An 18689-nucleotide genomic window follows, 5' to 3' on the forward strand; every position below is an offset into this window, starting at 1 on the left:
TCGTACCCGCGGCGCTACTTACCTGTACACCAGCGACTTACCTTTACGCCAGCGACGGCCCAGAAATGCTGCGCCACACACGCGTCACTGACCGTCAAAGGCCATATCACCGACTGCATCAAGGGCAGCATTCAAGGCCACATCACAGGGTGCATCTAAGGCTGCATCCCAAGGTGCATCTAAGGCTGAACTCAAGGCTGCATTCAAGGCTGCATTTGAGGTATAGCGCCGCCCTGAAGGAGAAGGCTATCTCCCCGAGCCCAAGCTACAAAAGCCGCCTCTTGAATTCAACCCTTGCACAACTTGCGTCCAACTTTCAGCGATGCGTCACTCCTGCTACCTCGCCGGGGACAGGCAGTGTCTCGGTGAAGTAGCGCCAGGCGCCGGAGCCGGGCAGCGACGTTGGCGCCAGGTAGAGCGGTGCTGCGCCGCGATCCTGGGGGCAGCCAGCGAAGGCGCTACCCGGCAGCAGCAGCCAGTCGTGGCGATTCTGATGGCCGAGGTCGAACCCTTGGCCAAGCTCGCCGCAGTCGATGTCTTCCAGATCCTTGTCCACCACCAGCATCCAGCGCCGGGAGGGTGCCTTGGCGAGCCAGGCCATGGCGGCAGGAAGCTCTTGCTCGATGGGCGTCATGTCGCCGAAGTGAACACTTGGCGTGCGCGCATGCAGCAGGATCTCCTCATCGAAGTTCAACAGCGCGATCTCACCGGCCGGCCCCACCAGCTCCGCCACCCTGGCCATCATGTCCCGGGGCGAGCGCTCCGGGTCCATCCAGACGTAGCCTTGGGTACTCCACCACCCCCACAGGCACCACAGGAACAGGGTCACGGCGACCAGGCCTCGGCGCGGCTTCACCACAAGCGCCAGGCCCAGGGCCAGGCCCCCCAGCGCCAGCCACTCCCACCAGGGAGTGATCCCGTAGCGATGGGCCAGACGCTCCAACGGCGCGACATCGCAGAGCCCTAGAAGGCCCGCCAATCCCAGCAGCCCGCCAAGCAGGATGACGGCTGCGAAGCCCGCGCGATTGGGGCCGATCCGCCTGGCAAGCGCCGGCAGCAGTGGCGCCAGCGCCAGCACCATCAGCGGCAGGGTCGGCAGCATATAGACGCCGCGTTTACCCGGTGACAGCGAGAAGAAGATCACGATCAACACCACGGCGCTTACAGGCAGCAGCGAACGCGCATCGCCGCGGCGAATGCGTCGCCACCAGTTGGGAAAGGCCCAGGGAAAGGTCAGCACCAGCGGCATCCAGGCCCAGGGCAGCACCTGGGCGATGTAGTAGTACCAGGGACGCAGGTGGGCCCAGGAGTCGGCGTAGCGCTCACCCGTCTGCTTGAACAGAATGTTGTCGCGATAGGCCACCAGGCTTGGGTCGTCGCTCAGGCTGGTGATCAGGATCATCGGCAACCCCCAGGCCAGCACCACCGCCAGCAGGCACCCCATTCCCTCGAGAAGGTCGCGAAGGCGGAGCGACGTCAGCCGGCCAGGCCCCTTGTTACCGCTGGCGCCGCCGCGCCCCAGCCACCACCAGGCGGGCAGCAGCGCCAGCGGCAGAAAGCCCACCCCCTTGGTCAGGATGCCGGCCCCCATGGCCGCAAAGCCCGCCCGCCACCACCAGCGAGAGGGCCCCAGCAGGGCATGGCGCAGCAGCCCGTAGGCGCCCAGGGTGGTAAAGAAGGTCAACAGCATGTCGATCTGGGCGGTCTTGGCCTGCAGCACGAACTGCAGGGTCGCCAGGGTGGCAATGCCCGCCAGCAGACCAATGCGCTGGCCATACAGGCGCCGGCTCAGATCCACGATCAGCGCCAGGGTGCCGAGCCCGGCCAGCAGCGACGGCAGCAGAAAGCCGATTCGCATCGAGCCGGTCAGCCAGATGCCCAGGGCGCTCGCCCACATGAAGATCGGCGGCTTGTCAGCGTAGAGTTCACCGCCGCGATGGGGGATCCAGAAATCTCCGGTCACCAGCATCTCGATGGCATTCAAGGCGAAACGGGGCTCATCGGCGGGCCAAGGATCGCGCCAGCCGAGACCGAGTGCCAGCAGCAGGACGGCGAAGGCGCAGAAGGCCAGCCAACCGGCCCAGGACAGGCGAAGAGGCATTCTCAAGGGGGGCATGACGCTATCCTCCGGCACGCAACGACGTCGATTCGATGGAAGACGGCGCCGGTTCGCCCGGCCGCTGCGAGGATCTGCCGATGGTATTGTTGCGCAGCAACATCACATTGCGCAGATAGATAAAGAGCCCGGCCCCCTGCCCAAGAATAAACACCGGGTCTCGGCGATGTATGGCGTAGACCAGCAGGGTCCCCCCCCCGGCCAGGCTGAGAAACCAGAAGGCCACCGGCACCACGCTGCGTTTCGCCCTCTCACTGGCGATCCACTGCACGACAAAGCGCGCCGAGAACAGCGCCTGGCCGAGAAAACCCACCGCCAACCACCAGGACAGCGTCATTGCGACGGCCCTGCGGCGGCCTGGTTCAGGGTAACGCTGCTGCTTGAGGCCGTACTGCCAAAGACGACACGGGGCAGGACAACATCGAGACCGTCAGGCATCGGCTGCTGCCGACCAGTTTTGCTGACGGTGGTGTCCGTCGCAAAGGCCAGCTCCCCATGCCACAGCGTCGTCCCGACCCGAGGCGGGTCGAGCGCATCATCGACACCACGACAGTCCACCGGTAGCCGGCAGCGATGTTGCAGCCAGCGCACTCCGACCAGATCGATGATGCCGACCCACAGGCGGTTGCCGAGACCATAGTGGGAACGCCCCGCCCCCCGGGGGCGGTGATTGACGGGGCGGGACAGACAACGCCCGCCCTGGGCAGTGACCAGGGCGGGCAGAAAGCGATGCATATGATCGAAGTACGGTAGCGAAAGAAACGCCTGCCGGCGGATCACCTTGAGACCACAGCCGCTATCCGGCGAGCCATCGCCGAGCAGTCGTGCTCGAACCGCGTTGGCCACCCTAGAAGACAGCCGCTTGAGCGCGGAGTCCTGGCGCGTGACGCGATGGCCGCCCACCAGGTCCACCCGCGCCGCCTTTGCGGCTTCCAGCAACGCAGGAATATCGGCGGGGTCATTCTGGCCATCGCCGTCCAGGGTCGCCAGCCACTCGCCTCGGGCATGCCTCGCTGCCTGCCATAGGGCGGTGCTCTGACCCGCGCTATCGCAATGGCGAAGTGGCCTCAGCGAGTCCTGACGGTGCGCCCGCGTCACCAGCAGCGGCCAGGTATCATCGTCAGAGCCATCGTCTACCACGATGACCTCGTAGGCCTGGTGCGACAGCGCCCGTTCGACTTCATCGAGCAGCGTGGGCAGGTTGGCGGCTTCGTTATGGGCGGGGATAACTACCGACAGGGTTATAGCGTGCATGGGATTCGCCTCGGACTGGGGAATACCGTCACCTTGCCCGGCGATACTTAAGCCACCCTTAATTCATAAATGCCGCCCTTGGTCACGACGTCACCGAGACGTCACCACGCTCACAGCGTCGCAGGAGCCTCCAGGCGAGACACCTTCATCGATCTCCTGTGCGAGACGACGTGCCACCGCATACTCGATGTCCGAAAACCGTTCCACCTGAGGTACCCTGAAGGCACCACTGCATCGAGGTAGCCATGTTGCGTTTCCAGCAAGAGGACCCCGCCGCCCCCGCCATGGCGGCGATGATCCGCGCCCACCGCCGCGGGCTGAAGAAACTGGCGCCCACCTCGCCGCCGGAAAGCCGCCATGCCCTGACCCTGGATGAACTGAAGGCGCCGGAGGTGACCCTGTGGGGGCTGTGGGAGGATGACGATCTGGTCGGCTGCGTCGCCCTGAAGGAAGTCAGCCACGACCATGGCGAGATCAAGTCCATGCGGACGGCACCAAGCCACCTTCGCCGGGGTCTGGCCTCCTTGATGCTCGACAAGGTGATCGAGGAGGCCAGACTGCGTGGCTATCGCCGGCTGAGCCTGGAGACCGGCTCACAGCCGGGCTTCGCTCCGGCTCGCCAGTTCTACACGCGTCACGGCTTTACCCCCTGTGCGCCCTTCGCCGGCTATGTCGAGGATCCCAACAGCGTCTACATGACCTTGGCCGTCATCGATGACGGGCGGGATGACGGCCTGGATGGCGAGCTGAAGGAGGCCAGCCGATGAGCGCAAGTGATGACGCCAGTCCCGACAACAGCGCCACACCGTTGCCCCTCGACAGTGCCGACACCCGCGAGCTGTCCTGCGCCGAAGCGGTAACCTTCGACAGTGGAGATACTCGCTGTCGCGGCTGGTGGTTTGAAGGTGTCGACGATGGTGCGGTGGTGGTCATGGCCCACGGTCTTGGTGGCACGGTGGCAGGCGGCCTTGTCGGCTACGCCCAGGCCCTGCATCACGCCGGCCACAGCGTGCTGGTCTTCGACTATCGTCACTTCGGCCGCTCCGACGGCGAGCCTCGCCAGCTGCTCGGCATCAAGCGCCAGCAACAGGACTACACGGCCGCCATCGACTATGCCCGGAGCCGGGCACCGGCCCTCCCGCTGGTGCTTTGGGGTACGTCATTCTCGTCGGCCCATGTCATCACTCTGGCGGCTCGTCGCGACGATGTCGCCGCGGTCATCGCCATGAACCCGATGCTCGACGGCCGGGCCTCGTCGCTGCTCAAGCTCAAGGACGCAGGGCTTGGCACTTTCCTGCGCATGACCGGGGTGGGGCTCGCCGACCTTGCCAGGGGCTGCCTCGGCCGGGCTCCTTGGTACCTGCCACTGGCCGGCGAGCCGGGGACCCTGGCCGCGCTCTCCGCCCCGGACGCCCTGACGGGGATCCTGTCGTTTGTCGATGACGACTTCGACAATCGCATTGCACCACGCGCCCTGCTGGGGCTTGGGCTCTACCGTCCGGTCACCCGGGCCCGCCAGGTTCACTGTCCGGTGCTGCTGCAACTTTGCCTGCGTGACAGCGTCGCGCCGATCGCCCCCGGCTACCGGCTGGCCGAAGCACTGGGATCACGGGCCACTCTCAAGACCTACGACACCGGCCACTTCGAGATCTACGAGGGTGACTGGCGGGCGGCCTTCGCCGACGACCAGCGGGAATTTCTCGCCCAGGCGCTGGCGCAGTCGCCGGCGCCAGCGCCCACGGCCCACGCCACCGAATCGCCTCAGCACACTCCAGACGAGACCGACCCGCCGCCCGCCCGGTAGCCTGGCTATACTGGCGACGACACCTGACTGGCCACGCCCGAGGGCATGCGAATGCGCCACTACCCCTGCCAACGCTGTGACAACCGCCTGTTCTTCGACAATACCCTCTGCCTGGTATGCCACTCCGAACTTGGCTGGTGCCCGGGTTGCCATGCCCTGGTGACGGTCGATCTCCAGCCCGATGGTCGCTACCGTTGCGTCGACGACACCTGCGCTACGCTACTGGTCAAGTGCCACAACTATTCCGTGGAAGGGGTCTGCAACCGCATGATCACCAGCGAGGAGGCCGACCGTGGCATGACGCTGTGTGACTGCTGTCGCCACAACCAGGCCATCCCCGACCTGTCGGTGCCCGGTCATCGTGAACGCTGGGCCAAGCTCGAGAGTGCCAAGCGCCGGCTTTTCTACACCCTCGACCTGCTGGGGCTGCCCCACGAGGTAGATGGCCGCCGCGCCAACCCGCCGCTGGCCTTCGCCTTCCTCGCCGACGAAGTGGCGGCGGAAGGCGACTGGCACTCCAGCGACGAGGGCATGCCGGTGTTCACCGGTCACGCCGGCGGACTCATCACCATCAACGTCAAGGAAGCCGACGACGTCGAGCGCGAGCGCCTGCGTAACGACTTCAATGAGGCCCACCGCACCCTGATCGGCCACTTCCGCCACGAGATCGGACACTATTACTGGGAGTTGTTGATCAAGAATCGGGACGAGCCTGCCTACATCGAGGTATTCGGTGACCACAACAACCCCAGCTACAGCGAAGCCCTCGATCGCCACTATCAGCAGGGACCACCGAATGACTGGCGCGGCCGCTTCGTGTCGGCCTACGCCACCATGCACCCCTGGGAGGACTTCGCCGAAACCTTCGGCTTCTACCTGGACATGGTCGCCATCCTCGATACCGCCGGACACTTCGGCATCACCCCCACCGGCTTCGACGAGGACCTCGAAGCGATGTTGACCACCTTTCGCCGCCTGAGTCTCGGCTTCAACGAGATGAATCGCGAGATGGGGCTGCTCGACCTGGTGCCCGAGGTGATCACCCCGACCATCGCCTGCAAGCTTTGCTATATCCACGACATGGTGCTGGCAGCGCGACGACAGCAGTGAACCGCCCGGTGCCCACCTAGCACCACCATGCGCCCCTCTCTTTCCAGGAGGGGCCGCAATGCTTGGCAAGGTCCGGCTTGGCTAGATCCGGCCTGGCTAGATACGGCTTGGCTAGATCCGGCCTGGCAAGATCCACCTTGGCTAGATTCAGCAGTGGCTCAGGGCAGGCGGGCCATGGGATACCTGGCCCGCCTGGCTTCACGCCTGGTCGCTGGCCGCCAGTAGCTCGCCATCGCCCAGGTCATCGAGGGTCGGGAAGTAGGTGCGGGCGATCGCCGTATGCAGCTCGGCAAAGCCCTGTTGCAGCACGTCGATAAAGTCGTGCAGGGCCTCGGGGGAGCGCACCAGGGCACGGACGTCGGCCTCGGCCACATCGGCCAGCACCAGCGTTGCCGTGGCCAGGGCGCGCTCATGTCGTGGCAGCGAGCGCAGCGCGCGAATACTGTCCTTGAGACTGCGCGACACCGAACGCGGGAACAGGGAGTCCTGCACCAGGAAACGCAGCACGTCGGTGGCCCTGACCCGGCAGCGCACGTGCTGTCGATACATCTGGTAGGCCGTCAACGACTTGAGCACGCTCATCCACTGCAGGTGCTCGAACGGACGAATCTCGTCGCTATCACGCTGCAGCAGGTTGGCCGAGCGCACATCGATGATGCGGGTGATCATGTCGGCCCGTTCGAGCTGGCGCCCGAGCATCATGAAGGTCCGTGATCCACCGTAGCTGAGGGTGCCCTCGATCAACCCGATCAACGTCTGACAGCCACGAATCACCAGCTTCAGAAAGCGCTCTCGGCGTCCCGGGCCGAGGCCCGCATCGGCATGGGCACTGGCGGTCATGTAGAGCTGGTTGATTTCTTCCCATACCTCCCGCGGCACCACGTCCCGCGTGGTGCGCAGATTCTCGCGGGCCTGGGCCAAGGCGGACAGGATCGAGCCGGAGTAGCGTCGGTCGGCACACAGGAACTGCACCACGTTGCGATCGTTGGGCTCGTCGTAGAGGGTCTCGAACACCTCGGCGCCCCCGGTGATATCGACCATCGCCGCCCATCCCAGCGGTTGGCGGTAGGGCATGTCGAGCATCAGGTGACTGGAGACGTTGATCAGCCGGGCGGTATCTTCGGCACGCTCGATGTAGCGGGCCATCCAGTACAGGTTTTCGGCGACTCTGGAAAGCATCAGCATGGTCTCAGTCCTCCCCCGTCTCGACGATCCAGGTGTCCTTGCTGCCGCCCCCTTGGGACGAGTTGACCACCAGCGAGCCCTTGACCAGGGCCACACGGGTCAAGCCACCGGTGGTGACGTAGGCACCGTCCTGGCCCGACAGGATGAAGGGGCGCAAATCGACGTGGCGCGGCTCGGGCCGGCCATCGAACAGCGTGGGGGTGGTGGACAGGTTCAGCATGGGCTGAGCCATGTAGTTGCGTGGGTTCTCCTGGATCAGCCTGGCGAAGGCATCACGCTCGGCCTGGGAGGCCTGAGGCCCCATCAACATGCCATAGCCGCCGGACTCGTTGGCGGGCTTTACCACCAGTTCATGCAGGTGCTCCAGCACATAGCGGCGGTCTTCCTCGAGCATGCACAGGTAGCTCGGCACATTGGGCAGCAGCGCCTCCTGATCCAGGTAGTACTTGATCAGTTTCGGCACGAAGGCGTAGACCACCTTGTCATCGGCGACACCGGCCCCCGGGGCGTTGGCCAGCGCCACCTTGCCGCTGCGCCAGGCCCGCATTAATCCGGGCACGCCCAGCACCGAGTCCTTGCGAAACGCCTCCGGGTCGAGGAAGGCGTCGTCGACGCGGCGGTAGATCACGTCTACACGGGTCAGCCCCTGGACGGTGCGCATGTAGACCACGTCGTCGTCATCGACCAGCAAATCCGGGCCCTGGACCAGTTGCACACCCATCTGCTGGGCCAGGTAGGCGTGCTCGTAGTAGGCCGAGTTGTAGATACCCGGGGTCAGCACCACCACCTGGGGATCGTCCCAGTGGCGTGGCGACATGCCCGCCAGCATGTCGTAAAGCTGGGGCACATAGTCGTCCACCGGATGAATCTTGCCCGAGGCAAACAGCTCCGGCAGCACGCGCTTGGTCACGTTGCGATTCTCGAGCATGTAGGACACCCCGGACGGTATCCGCAGGTTGTCCTCCAGCACATAGACGGTGCCGTCGCCACCACGCACCAGATCGGAGCCGCAGATATGCGCCCAGACCCCGTGGGGCGGATCGATCCCTACACACTGGGGGCGAAAGTTGACGGATTGCTCGAGCACCGCCGCCGGCAGCACGCCATCCTTGACGACCTTCTGGTCGTGGTACAGGTCGTCGATGAACAGGTTGAGCGCCTCGACCCGCTGCTTGAGGCCTGCCTCGGTGCGTCGCCACTCGTCGGCGGGGATGATGCGAGGCACGATGTCGAAAGGCCAGGCGCGGTCGATCATGCTGCCCTCGGAATACACCGTGAAGGTGATCCCCATGGTGCGAATGGCGATCTCTGCTGCGTTCTTGCGCTCTTCCAGCTCGTCAGGGGCAAAGCCCGCGAGCACGTTACACAGCATCTTGGCCGCCTCCCGCGGCATCCCGGGCGTCGCCACCAGTTCGTCATAGAACCCTGCGCAGTCGTACTGCTGCCAATCCACATGGCTCATCGGCACACCCTCGATTGTTTTCGGCATCCGGCGACCCGACAACGACGATGGCACCCCCGCCTTCGACCGTACCGGGTCCCTCCTTGCTGTATAGCAAGCTCTGTACCAGGCCGCCGAGAATAGGACACAGCGCCGCGCCTTCTCGCCGGACCGACGGGCGCAATTGAGCAGTTTGGACAAAAAGCGACCACTTGCTCCTGCCGAAAGTGCGCCACGAGCCAGCAAGAAGGGGCAGCGAGCACCGATCTGGTGCAATCCGGGCGGCACCTGGCGAGCGTGAGCGGCAGCTATCATCAGCCCTTGCGACGCCGGTCGAAAACCCCTGTTGCTGACAACGTCCACCTTTCGAGCTTGAGCAATCAGCAGGAGTCGGGTACATCTTGTCGCCACGGTTCGGGGGGGATATCGTCACCTTCTGCAACATTCGCCTACACCCAGGAGCCTCCTCGCTTCCCATGCCTGCCTCTTCTCGTTCCGCCCTCCCTGGCTCGTGCGCACCGCTGTCCTGCCCTGCTCAAGACAGCGGCGCCAGGCGGTGCCGTGTGGCCAGCCTTGGCAGGGGTGTCACGGCGGGATCCGGCAGATGATCTATCGACTTCGCCACACCACGCGCTACCACTACAGCGAGATCGTGACATTGAGCGAGAACGAGGCCTGCCTGATGCCCCGTGAGATGGCCTACCAGCAGGTTGCCTGGGCACATTTGTCGATCTCGCCGGGAGAGTCGCTACGCCAGAGCCGACAGGACGCCTTCGGCAACCATATCGCGCTGTTCGCGGTCGACACCCCCCATACCCAGCTCGAGATCACGCTGGAGGCGCAGGTCATGACCTCGCCTCGCGCCACACCACCGCAGGCCATCATGGGCTGGGAGCGGTGTCGAGAGCTGTTGGCAGACCGCCACCAGCCAGGTTTCCGCGAAGCACAGCCGTTTCTTGAAAACTCCGCCTATATCGAGCGCCGCCCGCTACTCGCCGCCTGGGCAGAAGACTGTTTTCCCGCTGGTGGCGATCTGGTGGACTGCGTGGAGCGCTTGAACCGTCGCATCCATGAGGAATTCCGCTACGACAGCGAGTTCAGCGACCTGGAGACGACACCGTCCCAGGTGCTCCAGCATCGCCGTGGGGTGTGTCAGGATTTCTCCCACCTGGCCATCGCCACCCTGCGCTCGGTGGGTCTGGCCGCGCGCTACGTCAGCGGCTACCTCGAGACGCTACCGCCTCCAGGACAGCCTCGACTGATGGGCGCCGACGCCTCCCACGCCTGGTTCTCCGTGCTGATACCCGGCTGGGGTTGGCTCGACTTCGACCCCACCAACGGTGTGCGCGCCGGCGAACGACACCTGTTGCTTGGCTGGGGCCGCGACTACGAGGACGTGGCGCCGCTCAAGGGCGTGGTGACCGGTGGTGGGCGCCAGCGCCTCGAGGTGGAAGTGGACGTTGTTCCCGCCGGGGAATTCGCGGCCACCGGACCGACCTCCGCCATCCCTGGCGATCACCCGGCAGCGCCGATAGCCGGCTGATTCGCTGTCCTTTATATTGCGCAGGCTCTGCCCGGCCTTGCCCTGCCCTGCCCACCGTCTTCTCAGGAGAGATTCCATGCAGGACCTGTTGATCTGGATTGCCACCGGCTTCGGCCTGGGCTATTCCCCCTGGGCGCCGGGGACGGTCGGCTCCCTGATCGGACTACCGGTCGCCTGGTGGCTGTTCCGGCTGCCGCTCGGCACGCGCCTGGCCGTTACCCTGACGCTCCTCGTGCTGGCCGTTCCCGTCTGCCACTTCGCTTCGATGTGGCTGGGCGGCGGCGACCTGCCCCAGATCGTGCTCGACGAATGGGTGGCCCTGCCCATCGCGGTGCTGGCCTTCTCGCGCTACCGACGACGCATCATCCTGCCGCTGGGCTATCTACTGTTTCGCCTGTTCGATATCTCCAAGCTGTCTCCGGTACGCGAGATCGAAGGTATTGGCGGGGGACTCGGCATCGTCGCCGACGACGCAATGGCGGCATTGTATGCAGCCCTCACCCTGATACTGCTGGTGCGCCTGACCCGCCGCTACTGGCAGCGAGATCCCGAGCAGTCCTCTTAAGCCAATAGCGGCCTGCCAATGCCGAGCGCTGCTTCCTATATCCACAGCCCTGACACAAAAAAACCGCCCTCGACGGGCGGCCAAACGGGACAGGGGTCTATCGAAACAGTGACCGGGGGAACTCGTGCCCGGCCTCTGGCGACCAGTGCAGCAGATGTTGCACTGGCGTCAGTCACTCAGCATCGGTTATTCAGGGATCAGCACGCTGTCCACCACGTGGATCACCCCATTGCTGGCCTTGATGTCGGACTCCACCACGGCGGCATTGCCTACGCTTGCCGAGCCTTCCTGGGCGTCGATGGCCATGTCGGTTCCCTGCAGGGTGGTCACCTCGGATGACTCCTCCAGTGACACTTCTCCTTCCACCATGTGGTAGGAAACGACCTCGACCAGACGTCGGTGGGAGGCCTTGTCGTCGCTCATCCACTCATCGAGTTGTCCTGGCTGCAGGGTACCGAAGGCTTCGTTCGTTGGAGCAAAGAGCGTATAGGTTTGATCTCCCTGTAGCGGCTCGTCGAGGCCAGCCTTCTCGACAGCATCAAGCAATGTCGAGAAACGTCCGTCGGCCTGGGCGACTTCGAGCAGATTGCGTGAGGGATCCTGCTGTTGCTGCTGATCCGCTTCGGCCACCCCGCCAGCGAGCAGCGCTACGCCGAGCACGCAGCTCGGCAGGAACGACGTTGCGGCAGACATTGCTTTTTTCATGCTCTCGCCTCCTTGCGGTGATTGCTCCGAGATGTCGCGTCGCCACTGCGCGCCTTCCGGGAACCTCTCTGTCGGGGCTGTTCAACCAGGACGACGCAGTTCATGTACAAAAATTAGATCAAGAACAAGTAACGTACAAGAAAAAGTTTTACGACAGCTTTCGTCACTCTGATCATCAAGGCGTCATCTTTTGACGTCATGATATGGGCGCTGCTCGGAAAGACGGTAATGACGGCGAAATGTCGATACGCTTCCGGCGACAGAAAACCTATACAATACTTGCATATCAAGCCTGGCGATGAGAACCTTTCGTACCGTTGAGGCTCGGCCAGGAGGGCCATACGCAGCCTCGCTTCCACAACGGAACGAACGACGGCACGTCATGCGCCAAGGAGGGCGACCCGTGTACTACCCGATTTCCTGTACCCGCTGTGGCCACGACCTGGCCAGCACACCGGGACCTGTAACGGCTCAGCCCAATGACTGGGAAGAGCTGAACTGCACCGAGTGCGGTGAGTTTCATGCCACCCTGGGCGCCTGGGAAGAACAGCAGACGCCCGACCGCCTGCGCTTTCTCAACAAGTCTCGCAGCCTGATGATGGCCATGCGACGTGAGCACGATGCCTTGATCGAGCAGCAGCACACCAAGGGAGAGCGAGTCGCATGATCACCGTCGCCCTGGACCTGAGCTGCACCATCTGTGGCCACTCCCGCTTCACGCTGCCTGTTGGTCAAGACGACGGCGACAGCGTTCACTGCGCCAACTGCACCGCCTACAAGTGCAAGGCCATGGACCTGGAGCGCGCGCTAATGGCGACTCTGCCAACGTCCATGCCTGCAGTACCGACTTCCTCTGGCGCCGCCCAGGCGGTACCCGCCTGAGCGATGGCTTGAGAGACAGCGTTTCAGCGCCCCGCTTTTCGCCGACGCGTCCTGGCGATTCACGCCGCCCCTTCCGGGGCGGCGTTTTTAATGGAAGGCAGCGTAGCCGCGTCTTTGCTTTCTTCCTTTCCTCCTTTCCCCCCTTGCCACCATGGCGGCGACTATCGAGACCACTATCGAGACCACTATCGAGACAGCTATCGAGGCAACTATCGAGACCAGTGCGGGCCACGGCCCAGGTTTGGGGTATCATTCGCCCGCTAGCGAACGGCCGTCAGGCTTCAACCTCCCCTAGAAGAGGACCAGCCCTCCGCGGTAACGCCACGCTCGCCGGCACTCTCACGCCCCCTGGACACGTGGCTCATGACGAGCCGGAGACCCCATGCAAGAGACCGCCCTTACCGACCCTTCTCCCAAGGCAAACCGTTTTGCCCGCACCCGCGCACTGCCGACCATTGCTCTGTGCGCCCTGATCTACGCCTCGACCCTGGCCGTCGGCTACCACATCAACGCGGCGGTGTTGACGATCCTCAGCATGATCGTGCTGTGCCTGCTGCGGATCCCCGTGGCCATCGCTCTGATCAGCGCCGCCATGCTAGGCGCGCTGCACGCCGGGCTGTCGATGAACGACGCCATCGGCGCCTTCAATGACAACCTGCTGGTCGGCGCCCAGGTCGGCCTGACCTACGTGATGATCGGCGCCTTCGCCGTGGCGCTGTCACGCTCGGGCCTGCTCGAACTGCTGGCCGATGCTATCTCGGCGCGCCTCGGCAGCGACGAGCAAAGTACCCGCAAGGGCGTGAAGTGGACGCTGTTCGGCCTGTTCATCGTCGCCTCACTGATGTCGCAGAATCTGGTGCCGGTGCACATCGCCTTCATTCCGATCCTGCTGCCTCCGCTGCTTGTGGTGCTCGATCGCCTGCGAGTCGACCGCCGCGCCGTGGCCTGCATCTTGGCCTGCTCGATCAGCGCCAGCTACCTGCTGCTGCCCACCGGCTTCGATGCCATCTTTCTCAACGAGATCCTGCTGGCCAACGTCAACAGCGTCGGCGCGGACTACGGGCTGACCGCCACCGCCGACATGGCCCCCAAGGCCATGGCACTACCGGTGCTGGGCCTGGTCGCGGGGCTGCTGGTGGCCGTTTTTATCAGCTATCGCCGCCCGCGCGACTACGTCACACCAAGCACCACCGCCGCCGCCGCCAGGCCCGCCTCGCCGGCTCGCCTGAAGCCGCTACAGCTGGTCATCACCTTGGGAGCCCTGGCGGTGGCCCTGGTCTTTCAGCTCAAGTTCGACTCGCTGTTGCTCGGAGCCATGGTCGGTTTTCTGATCCTGGGGGTCTCCGGTATCTTCCGCTGGCAGGAGCAGGATGACGTCTTCACCGACGGGCTGCGGATGATGGCGCAGATCGCGGTCATCATCACCGTCGCCTCCGGCTTTGCCGGCGTGCTGACCGCCACCGGCGAAATCGAGCCTCTGGTAGCGGCGTCGGCCGAACTGATCGGCGGCAACATGGCGCTGGGCGCAGCGGTGATGCTGGTGGTGGGACTGTTCATCACCATCGGCTTCGGCGACTCCTTCGCCAGTGTGCCGATCCTGGCATCCATCTACCTGCCGCTGGCGCTGACCCTGGGCTTCGACCCGCTGGCGGCGATGGCCTTGCTGGGCGCCTCGGCGGCCCTGGGCGACGCTGGCTCGCCGGCCTCGACCATCACCCTGGGCGCCACCGCCGGGCTTAACGCCGATGGCCAGCACGACCACATTCGCGACAGCGTTATTCCGACCTTCCTGCACTGCAACATCGGCATGCTGGTGTTCGCCTGGATCGCCGCCATGGTGCTGTAATGCGCAGCACCTGACACCAAGCCTCGCAGCAATGGCAAAGGCCACCCCTCGGGTGGCCTTTTGCACGGCACCAGGCCAAGCGCAGATAACAGGGCGCGGCCGTTCAGGCCAGCGACTGCGACTCTGCCACCTCGATCAAGCGCCGGACCGCCGGCAGGCTGGCGTCCCTGCGCCAGACCAGCATCAGCGGCAGCAGCATATCCAGATCCTCCAGGGGAAAGCTGACCACGCCTTCCGGGGCCCCGGCCATGGTCATTTCCGGCAATATCGTGCAGCCCATGCCCGCCGCCACCAGGCACAGCATGGTGGCGTTGTCGGTGCCTTCCTGCACCACGTGGGGGGTGAAGCCACGTCGCTGAAAGGCATGGATCAGCTTGTCGTGATAGACCGGTGTCGCGCTGCGCTCGAACCAGATGAAGTCTTCACCGGCCAGGTCCGCCAGTCGAGAGGGGGGATGCTGCGCCAGGCGTGATCCTTCGCTGGCTACCAGCACAAGACGATCTTCATAGAGGCAGTGGCTGTCGAGCTGATCATCATCGTCAGGGGGAAAGAACAGCATCCCCGCGTCCAGCTGATGATGGCGCAGCGCCTCCACCTGGGGCGCGGACAGCAGCGACTGTACCTTGAGGCTGACGTCCGGGTAACGCTGGCGATACCCGTTGAGCAGCTTGACGATCTGAGGCACCCACAGGTGCATGACGGTGACGCCCAGACGCAGCTGTCCGAGCTGTCCATCGGCAATCCGACGAGCATCGAGCTTGGCTGTCTCGAACTCTCGCAACAGTCGTCGCGCTTCGCCGTGAAAGGCAACCCCCGCAGCGGTCAAGCTTACGCCCTGCCGTGATCGCTCCAGCAGGGTGGCTCCCACCGACTCCTCCAGCAGCCTGAGCTGGCGGGTCAAGGCCGGCTGGGCCAACGGGATCTTTCTTGCCGCGCTGGAAATCGCGCCCTCCTCGACCACCGTCAGAAAGTAGCGCAGCTGCTTGAAGTCCATGTTCGATCCTTGTTGAGTGGGGCCACCACGCCAGTACCAGGATTCACCCAAGTCGACGGCTCATACGGCAAATCCATACAATAAAAGCATGGAAATATAAAAATAATAATATTTTATCTATGACATACCGCCAACCATGATGAAGGACACAATCAACAAGCGTCCGGAATCTCATGACCCAGCCTATCGACCCCACCTTCTTCGACGACCAGCACAGCAGTCTGACCGAACTGCGCCAGCACTTTCATCGGCATCCGGAGCTCGGCTTCAAGGAACACGCCACCTCCGCGCGTGTCTGCGATGAACTCGAGCGGCTCGATATCCCCTTCGACCACGGCCTGGGCGGCACCGGTGTCGTGGCCACCATCAGAGGGCTTGGCCCTGACAACGGTCGCCGTATTGGCCTGCGCGCCGACATGGACGCGCTGCCGATTCAGGAGGCAAGCGACCACGGCCATGTCTCCGAAGTGCCTGGTGTCATGCATGCCTGCGGCCACGATGGCCACACCACCATGCTGATCGGCGCCGCTCGCTACCTCGCCCGCCACCGCGATTTTTCCGGCACCATCCAGCTGGTGTTCCAACCGGCGGAAGAAGGCCTGGGCGGTGGACGAGCGATGGTCGAGGAGGGGCTGTTCGAGCGCTTCCCCATGGATGCGATCTACGGCCTGCACAACTGGCCGGCTCTGCCCCTGGGGCAGGTGGCGATTCGCCCGGGCCCGATCATGGCCGCCACCGATCGCCTGGATATCTGCATCCGCGGCAAGGGCGGCCACGGCGGGGTGAACCCACACCTTTCTACCGACCCGGTCAGAATGGCCGGCGCTCTGATCCAGGCCCTGCACAGCGTGGTCTCGCGCGATGCCGACCCGCTGTCTCCAGCGGCACTGAGCTTGTGCGGCATCAAGGGAGGTGAACTCGACGGCTTCGCCATCATTCCCGACGAGGTCCGACTGAGCGGCACGGTGCGAACCCTCGACAGCGCTACCCAGGATCGCATCGCCGAGGCCATCCAGCGCACCTGCGATGGTGTGGCGGCGACCTACGGCGGCGAGATAGACGTCGATCACCAGCGCATCTTTCCGGCCACGGTCAATCACCCGGCCGCGACCGACCACGTCATCGCCACCGCGAAGGAACTGCTGGGAGAGACCGCACTGGAGCGCGACGTGAATCCCAGCCTTGGTGGTGAAGACTTCGCCTTTATGCTCGAAAAGTGCCCGGGAGCCTACTTCTTCCTCGGCAGCGCCGAATCGGACACCACCCCGCCGCTTCATAACGCTCGCTACGACTTCAACGACGCCATCATTCCCGTGGGCAGCCGACTGCTGGTTGCCATCGCTCTTGGCGCCTTGAACGACCATCGCTGAGGCGATGCCGACAACGACCACACTCAACAACAAGAGGTCTTCCCATGAACCACCAAAAAGGCATGCCTTCCAAGGGCCTGCTGATCTACTTCGTGCTGTGCACCCTGGCCATGGTGTGGCCGGGTGCGCTGATCGCCAATCGCATCGATCCGATGGTGCTCGGCATGCCGTTCTTCATGTTCTGGTACGTGGCCTGGGTCTTCGCGCTGTTCGTGGGCCTGTTGATCGCCTATCGCAAGGATACCGGCGAGGAGGCAGACCATGAGTGATTCTCTGCTGATCACCGCCATGACGGTGGGCTATCTGGTCATCGTGCTGCTGGTGGGCCTGCGCGCAAGGCGTGGCCAGGGCTCCTCGCTGGAAGGCTACGTGGCGGGCGGTCGCCATATGGGCCTGCTGGTGCTGTTCTTCATCCTCGGTGCCGAGATCTTCTCCGCCTTTGCCTTCCTCGGTGCACCGGGTTGGGCCTACAGCAAGGGCGCCCCGGCGTTCTACATCATCGCCTACCTGACGCTGGCGGTGATCGTGTGGTGGCTGATCGCGCCGCATATCTCGCGGCTGGGTCGCCGCCACGGCTTTCTGACCCAGGCCGAGTTTCTGTCGGCCTGCTACCCCACTCCAAAGAATGTGCTGGGCCTGGTCATCGGTGTCGTCAGCGTGCTGGCGATGATTCCCTACCTGACCATCCAGATCGCTGGCGCCGGCATGCTGTTCGAAGCGGCGACCTCTGGCACCATTCCGTTCTGGCTGGGCAGTCTACTGGCCTGCGGCGTGGTGGCCGCCTACGTCTACGCCAGCGGCCTTCAGGGCATCGGCTGGACCAACCTGATGCAGGGCCTGATGATGGTCGTCATCGCCTGGGCACTGGGGCTGACCACGGCCAAGCAGTTCTTCGGCGGCGTCGGTGAAATGTTCCAGCAGATCAAGGACCAGGCGCCGGAATATCTGACCATGCCCGGTGCCACCGGGATGGGCTGGGGCGCCTTCTCCACTGCGGTGCTGGTCAGCGCGCTGGGCTGCGTGATGTGGCCTCACATCTTCATGAAGTTCTACAGCGCCAAGGACGTCAGGACGCTCAAGCGTGTCTTTGTGCTCTACCCGCTCTACAGCTACCTGCTGGTACCGCTGCTGATCATCGGCTTCGCCGGCATCGTGCTGCTCGCCGACACGCCACTGGATTCGCCTGACCGGGTGCTGCTGACCATCGTGGTGGAACTCGCCGACCTGCCCGCCTGGGTGATCGGACTGGCACTGTCCGGCGCCTTGGCGGCGGCCATGTCGACCGCCGCCAACCTGGCCCACACCTCGGCCACCATCCTGGTACGTGACGTGGTCCAGTTCACGCCCAGGATGCGCGCCCTGCCCGAGCACAAGGCGCTGTCACTGACGCGCTACGGGGTCATCGCGATATCGCTGATGGCGTACCTGCTGGCACTGGCCAACCCCGGCTCGCTGGTCAGCCTGCTGCTCGGAGCCTACGGCATTATTGTGCAACTGCTGCCGATGCTGCTGGGTGCCCTGTTCTGGCGTCGCGCGTCCCAGACCGCGGCCTTTATCGGGCTGAGTGTCGGCGCCGTCATCACCCTGCTGCTGCAATTCGGCATCGATGCGCCTTTCGGCTGGCACCCGGGCTTCTGCGGGTTGGTGGTCAACTCGGCGATCTTTGTCGTCATCAGCCTGATGCGCAAGTCGCGCGAGTCTCGCTCGCCGGTCGAGTGCCTGTCACCCCAGGTCTGATAGACCCTCGTCGATGACCTGCTCCAAGCGCCAGCGGCCCGATACCGGGCCGCTGGTGTCGTGTCAGGTGACGCTGTCGCCCCCCGTGGCCACCCTCGCGTGTCTTCTCGTTTCCTCTCGTGGTCAGCCCCATCATT

18 protein-coding genes are annotated in these 18689 nt (G+C 64.3%); 11 read left to right on the top strand and 7 right to left on the bottom strand.

Features of this window, described 5'->3' with window-relative positions:
* Nucleotides 1-316: 316 nt before the first annotated feature.
* From EBB56_RS18275 to EBB56_RS18285, 3 genes are read right to left on the bottom strand one after another with little or no spacing between them, the layout of a single operon-like run.
* Nucleotides 317-2116 (bottom strand): glycosyltransferase family 39 protein, encoded by a 1800-nt coding sequence (locus EBB56_RS18275; protein WP_124805007.1) that lies wholly within the window; start codon nt 2114-2116, stop codon nt 317-319.
* A gap of 4 nt (nt 2117-2120) precedes the next feature.
* Complete coding sequence (locus tag EBB56_RS18280; protein ID WP_124805008.1) at nt 2121-2453, bottom strand: lipid-A-disaccharide synthase N-terminal domain-containing protein; 333 nt, start codon at nt 2451-2453, stop codon at nt 2121-2123.
* A complete protein-coding gene (locus EBB56_RS18285; protein ID WP_124805009.1) occupies nt 2450-3370 on the bottom strand; it encodes a glycosyltransferase family 2 protein in 921 nt (306 codons plus the stop codon). The genes EBB56_RS18280 and EBB56_RS18285 overlap by 4 nt, the downstream gene beginning before the upstream one ends.
* A 245-nt stretch (nt 3371-3615) precedes the next feature.
* On the opposite strand from EBB56_RS18285, the gene EBB56_RS18290 reads away from it, so the two are divergent.
* The 3 genes from EBB56_RS18290 to EBB56_RS18300 are packed head-to-tail and all read left to right on the top strand — an operon-like array spanning nt 3616 to nt 6284.
* Nucleotides 3616-4137, top strand: a complete 522-nt coding sequence (locus EBB56_RS18290; RefSeq protein ID WP_108131119.1) for a GNAT family N-acetyltransferase — start codon at nt 3616-3618, stop codon at nt 4135-4137.
* Nucleotides 4134-5174 (top strand): alpha/beta hydrolase, encoded by a 1041-nt coding sequence (locus tag EBB56_RS18295; protein ID WP_124805010.1) that lies wholly within the window; start codon nt 4134-4136, stop codon nt 5172-5174. The genes EBB56_RS18290 and EBB56_RS18295 overlap by 4 nt, the downstream gene beginning before the upstream one ends.
* Nucleotides 5175-5225: 51 nt before the next feature.
* Nucleotides 5226-6284, top strand: coding sequence for a putative zinc-binding metallopeptidase (locus EBB56_RS18300; RefSeq protein ID WP_124805011.1), 1059 nt, complete (start codon nt 5226-5228; stop codon nt 6282-6284).
* Between the two features lie 198 nt (nt 6285-6482).
* Here the strand turns inward: EBB56_RS18300 and EBB56_RS18305 are convergent, their stop codons facing one another.
* On the bottom strand, nt 6483-7469 hold the full coding sequence (locus EBB56_RS18305) for an alpha-E domain-containing protein (RefSeq protein WP_231498416.1): 987 nt from the start codon (nt 7467-7469) through the stop codon (nt 6483-6485).
* Nucleotides 7470-7473: 4 nt separating this feature from the next.
* The gene (locus tag EBB56_RS18310) at nt 7474-8931 is read right to left on the bottom strand and encodes a circularly permuted type 2 ATP-grasp protein (RefSeq protein WP_124805012.1); all 1458 of its coding nucleotides are present in this window, start codon (nt 8929-8931) and stop codon (nt 7474-7476) included.
* Nucleotides 8932-9514: 583 nt separating this feature from the next.
* On the opposite strand from EBB56_RS18310, the gene EBB56_RS18315 reads away from it, so the two are divergent.
* Nucleotides 9515-10453 carry a transglutaminase family protein gene (locus EBB56_RS18315; RefSeq protein WP_108448414.1) on the top strand — a complete coding sequence of 313 codons (939 nt, stop codon included), beginning with the start codon at nt 9515-9517 and terminating at the stop codon, nt 10451-10453.
* Nucleotides 10454-10529: 76 nt separating this feature from the next.
* A complete protein-coding gene (locus EBB56_RS18320; RefSeq protein WP_108448413.1) occupies nt 10530-11018 on the top strand; it encodes a phosphatidylglycerophosphatase A in 489 nt (162 codons plus the stop codon).
* A gap of 186 nt (nt 11019-11204) precedes the next feature.
* Here EBB56_RS18320 and EBB56_RS18325 read toward each other — a convergent pair whose 3' ends face one another.
* On the bottom strand, nt 11205-11723 hold the full coding sequence (locus tag EBB56_RS18325; RefSeq protein WP_108448412.1) for a fasciclin domain-containing protein: 519 nt from the start codon (nt 11721-11723) through the stop codon (nt 11205-11207).
* A gap of 403 nt (nt 11724-12126) precedes the next feature.
* Here EBB56_RS18325 and EBB56_RS18330 point away from each other — a divergent pair, with 403 nt between their 5' ends.
* From EBB56_RS18330 to EBB56_RS18340, 3 genes are all read left to right on the top strand, one after another.
* Nucleotides 12127-12390: a hypothetical protein gene (locus EBB56_RS18330; protein ID WP_045992616.1), complete on the top strand. Its 264-nt coding sequence runs from the start codon at nt 12127-12129 to the stop codon at nt 12388-12390.
* Nucleotides 12387-12605 (top strand): hypothetical protein, encoded by a 219-nt coding sequence (locus EBB56_RS18335; RefSeq protein WP_108448410.1) that lies wholly within the window; start codon nt 12387-12389, stop codon nt 12603-12605. The genes EBB56_RS18330 and EBB56_RS18335 overlap by 4 nt, the downstream gene beginning before the upstream one ends.
* 382 nt (nt 12606-12987) lie before the next feature.
* The gene (locus EBB56_RS18340) at nt 12988-14451 is read left to right on the top strand and encodes a Na+/H+ antiporter family protein (protein ID WP_124805013.1); all 1464 of its coding nucleotides are present in this window, start codon (nt 12988-12990) and stop codon (nt 14449-14451) included.
* 103 nt (nt 14452-14554) lie between these two features.
* Here EBB56_RS18340 and EBB56_RS18345 read toward each other — a convergent pair whose 3' ends face one another.
* The gene (locus EBB56_RS18345) at nt 14555-15445 is read right to left on the bottom strand and encodes a LysR family transcriptional regulator (protein ID WP_124805014.1); all 891 of its coding nucleotides are present in this window, start codon (nt 15443-15445) and stop codon (nt 14555-14557) included.
* Nucleotides 15446-15618: 173 nt separating this feature from the next.
* On the opposite strand from EBB56_RS18345, the gene EBB56_RS18350 reads away from it, so the two are divergent.
* From EBB56_RS18350 to EBB56_RS18360, 3 genes are read left to right on the top strand one after another with little or no spacing between them, the layout of a single operon-like run.
* Nucleotides 15619-16815 (top strand): M20 aminoacylase family protein, encoded by a 1197-nt coding sequence (locus EBB56_RS18350; RefSeq protein WP_045992613.1) that lies wholly within the window; start codon nt 15619-15621, stop codon nt 16813-16815.
* A 44-nt stretch (nt 16816-16859) separates the two neighbouring features.
* Nucleotides 16860-17084 (top strand): DUF3311 domain-containing protein, encoded by a 225-nt coding sequence (locus tag EBB56_RS18355; protein WP_045992612.1) that lies wholly within the window; start codon nt 16860-16862, stop codon nt 17082-17084.
* The gene (locus EBB56_RS18360; protein ID WP_108448407.1) at nt 17077-18552 is read left to right on the top strand and encodes a sodium:solute symporter; all 1476 of its coding nucleotides are present in this window, start codon (nt 17077-17079) and stop codon (nt 18550-18552) included. Before EBB56_RS18355 ends, EBB56_RS18360 begins: the two co-directional genes overlap by 8 nt.
* Nucleotides 18553-18689: the final 137 nt, after the last annotated feature.

Origin of the sequence: Halomonas sp. YLB-10 (genome assembly GCF_003856855.1) — a bacterium.
GTDB classification, from domain to species: Bacteria; Pseudomonadota; Gammaproteobacteria; order Pseudomonadales; family Halomonadaceae; genus Halomonas; species Halomonas litopenaei.

What these genes read in the sequence shown, in the direction of transcription:
- EBB56_RS18345 (WP_124805014.1), bottom strand. Translation starts at nt 15,445, where the DNA reads ATGGACTTCAAGCAGCTGCGCTACTTTCTGACGGTGGTCGAGGAGGGC.
- EBB56_RS18305 (WP_231498416.1), bottom strand. Translation starts at nt 7,469, where the DNA reads ATGCTGATGCTTTCCAGAGTCGCCGAAAACCTGTACTGGATGGCCCGC.
- EBB56_RS18340 (WP_124805013.1), top strand. Translation starts at nt 12,988, where the DNA reads ATGCAAGAGACCGCCCTTACCGACCCTTCTCCCAAGGCAAACCGTTTT.
- EBB56_RS18315 (WP_108448414.1), top strand. Translation starts at nt 9,515, where the DNA reads ATGATCTATCGACTTCGCCACACCACGCGCTACCACTACAGCGAGATC.
- EBB56_RS18280 (WP_124805008.1), bottom strand. Translation starts at nt 2,453, where the DNA reads ATGACGCTGTCCTGGTGGTTGGCGGTGGGTTTTCTCGGCCAGGCGCTG.
- EBB56_RS18290 (WP_108131119.1), top strand. Translation starts at nt 3,616, where the DNA reads ATGTTGCGTTTCCAGCAAGAGGACCCCGCCGCCCCCGCCATGGCGGCG.
- EBB56_RS18295 (WP_124805010.1), top strand. Translation starts at nt 4,134, where the DNA reads ATGAGCGCAAGTGATGACGCCAGTCCCGACAACAGCGCCACACCGTTG.
- EBB56_RS18325 (WP_108448412.1), bottom strand. Translation starts at nt 11,723, where the DNA reads ATGAAAAAAGCAATGTCTGCCGCAACGTCGTTCCTGCCGAGCTGCGTG.
- EBB56_RS18285 (WP_124805009.1), bottom strand. Translation starts at nt 3,370, where the DNA reads ATGCACGCTATAACCCTGTCGGTAGTTATCCCCGCCCATAACGAAGCC.
- EBB56_RS18335 (WP_108448410.1), top strand. Translation starts at nt 12,387, where the DNA reads ATGATCACCGTCGCCCTGGACCTGAGCTGCACCATCTGTGGCCACTCC.
- EBB56_RS18320 (WP_108448413.1), top strand. Translation starts at nt 10,530, where the DNA reads ATGCAGGACCTGTTGATCTGGATTGCCACCGGCTTCGGCCTGGGCTAT.
- EBB56_RS18300 (WP_124805011.1), top strand. Translation starts at nt 5,226, where the DNA reads ATGCGCCACTACCCCTGCCAACGCTGTGACAACCGCCTGTTCTTCGAC.
- EBB56_RS18360 (WP_108448407.1), top strand. Translation starts at nt 17,077, where the DNA reads ATGAGTGATTCTCTGCTGATCACCGCCATGACGGTGGGCTATCTGGTC.
- EBB56_RS18350 (WP_045992613.1), top strand. Translation starts at nt 15,619, where the DNA reads ATGACCCAGCCTATCGACCCCACCTTCTTCGACGACCAGCACAGCAGT.
- EBB56_RS18275 (WP_124805007.1), bottom strand. Translation starts at nt 2,116, where the DNA reads ATGCCCCCCTTGAGAATGCCTCTTCGCCTGTCCTGGGCCGGTTGGCTG.
- EBB56_RS18310 (WP_124805012.1), bottom strand. Translation starts at nt 8,931, where the DNA reads ATGAGCCATGTGGATTGGCAGCAGTACGACTGCGCAGGGTTCTATGAC.
- EBB56_RS18355 (WP_045992612.1), top strand. Translation starts at nt 16,860, where the DNA reads ATGAACCACCAAAAAGGCATGCCTTCCAAGGGCCTGCTGATCTACTTC.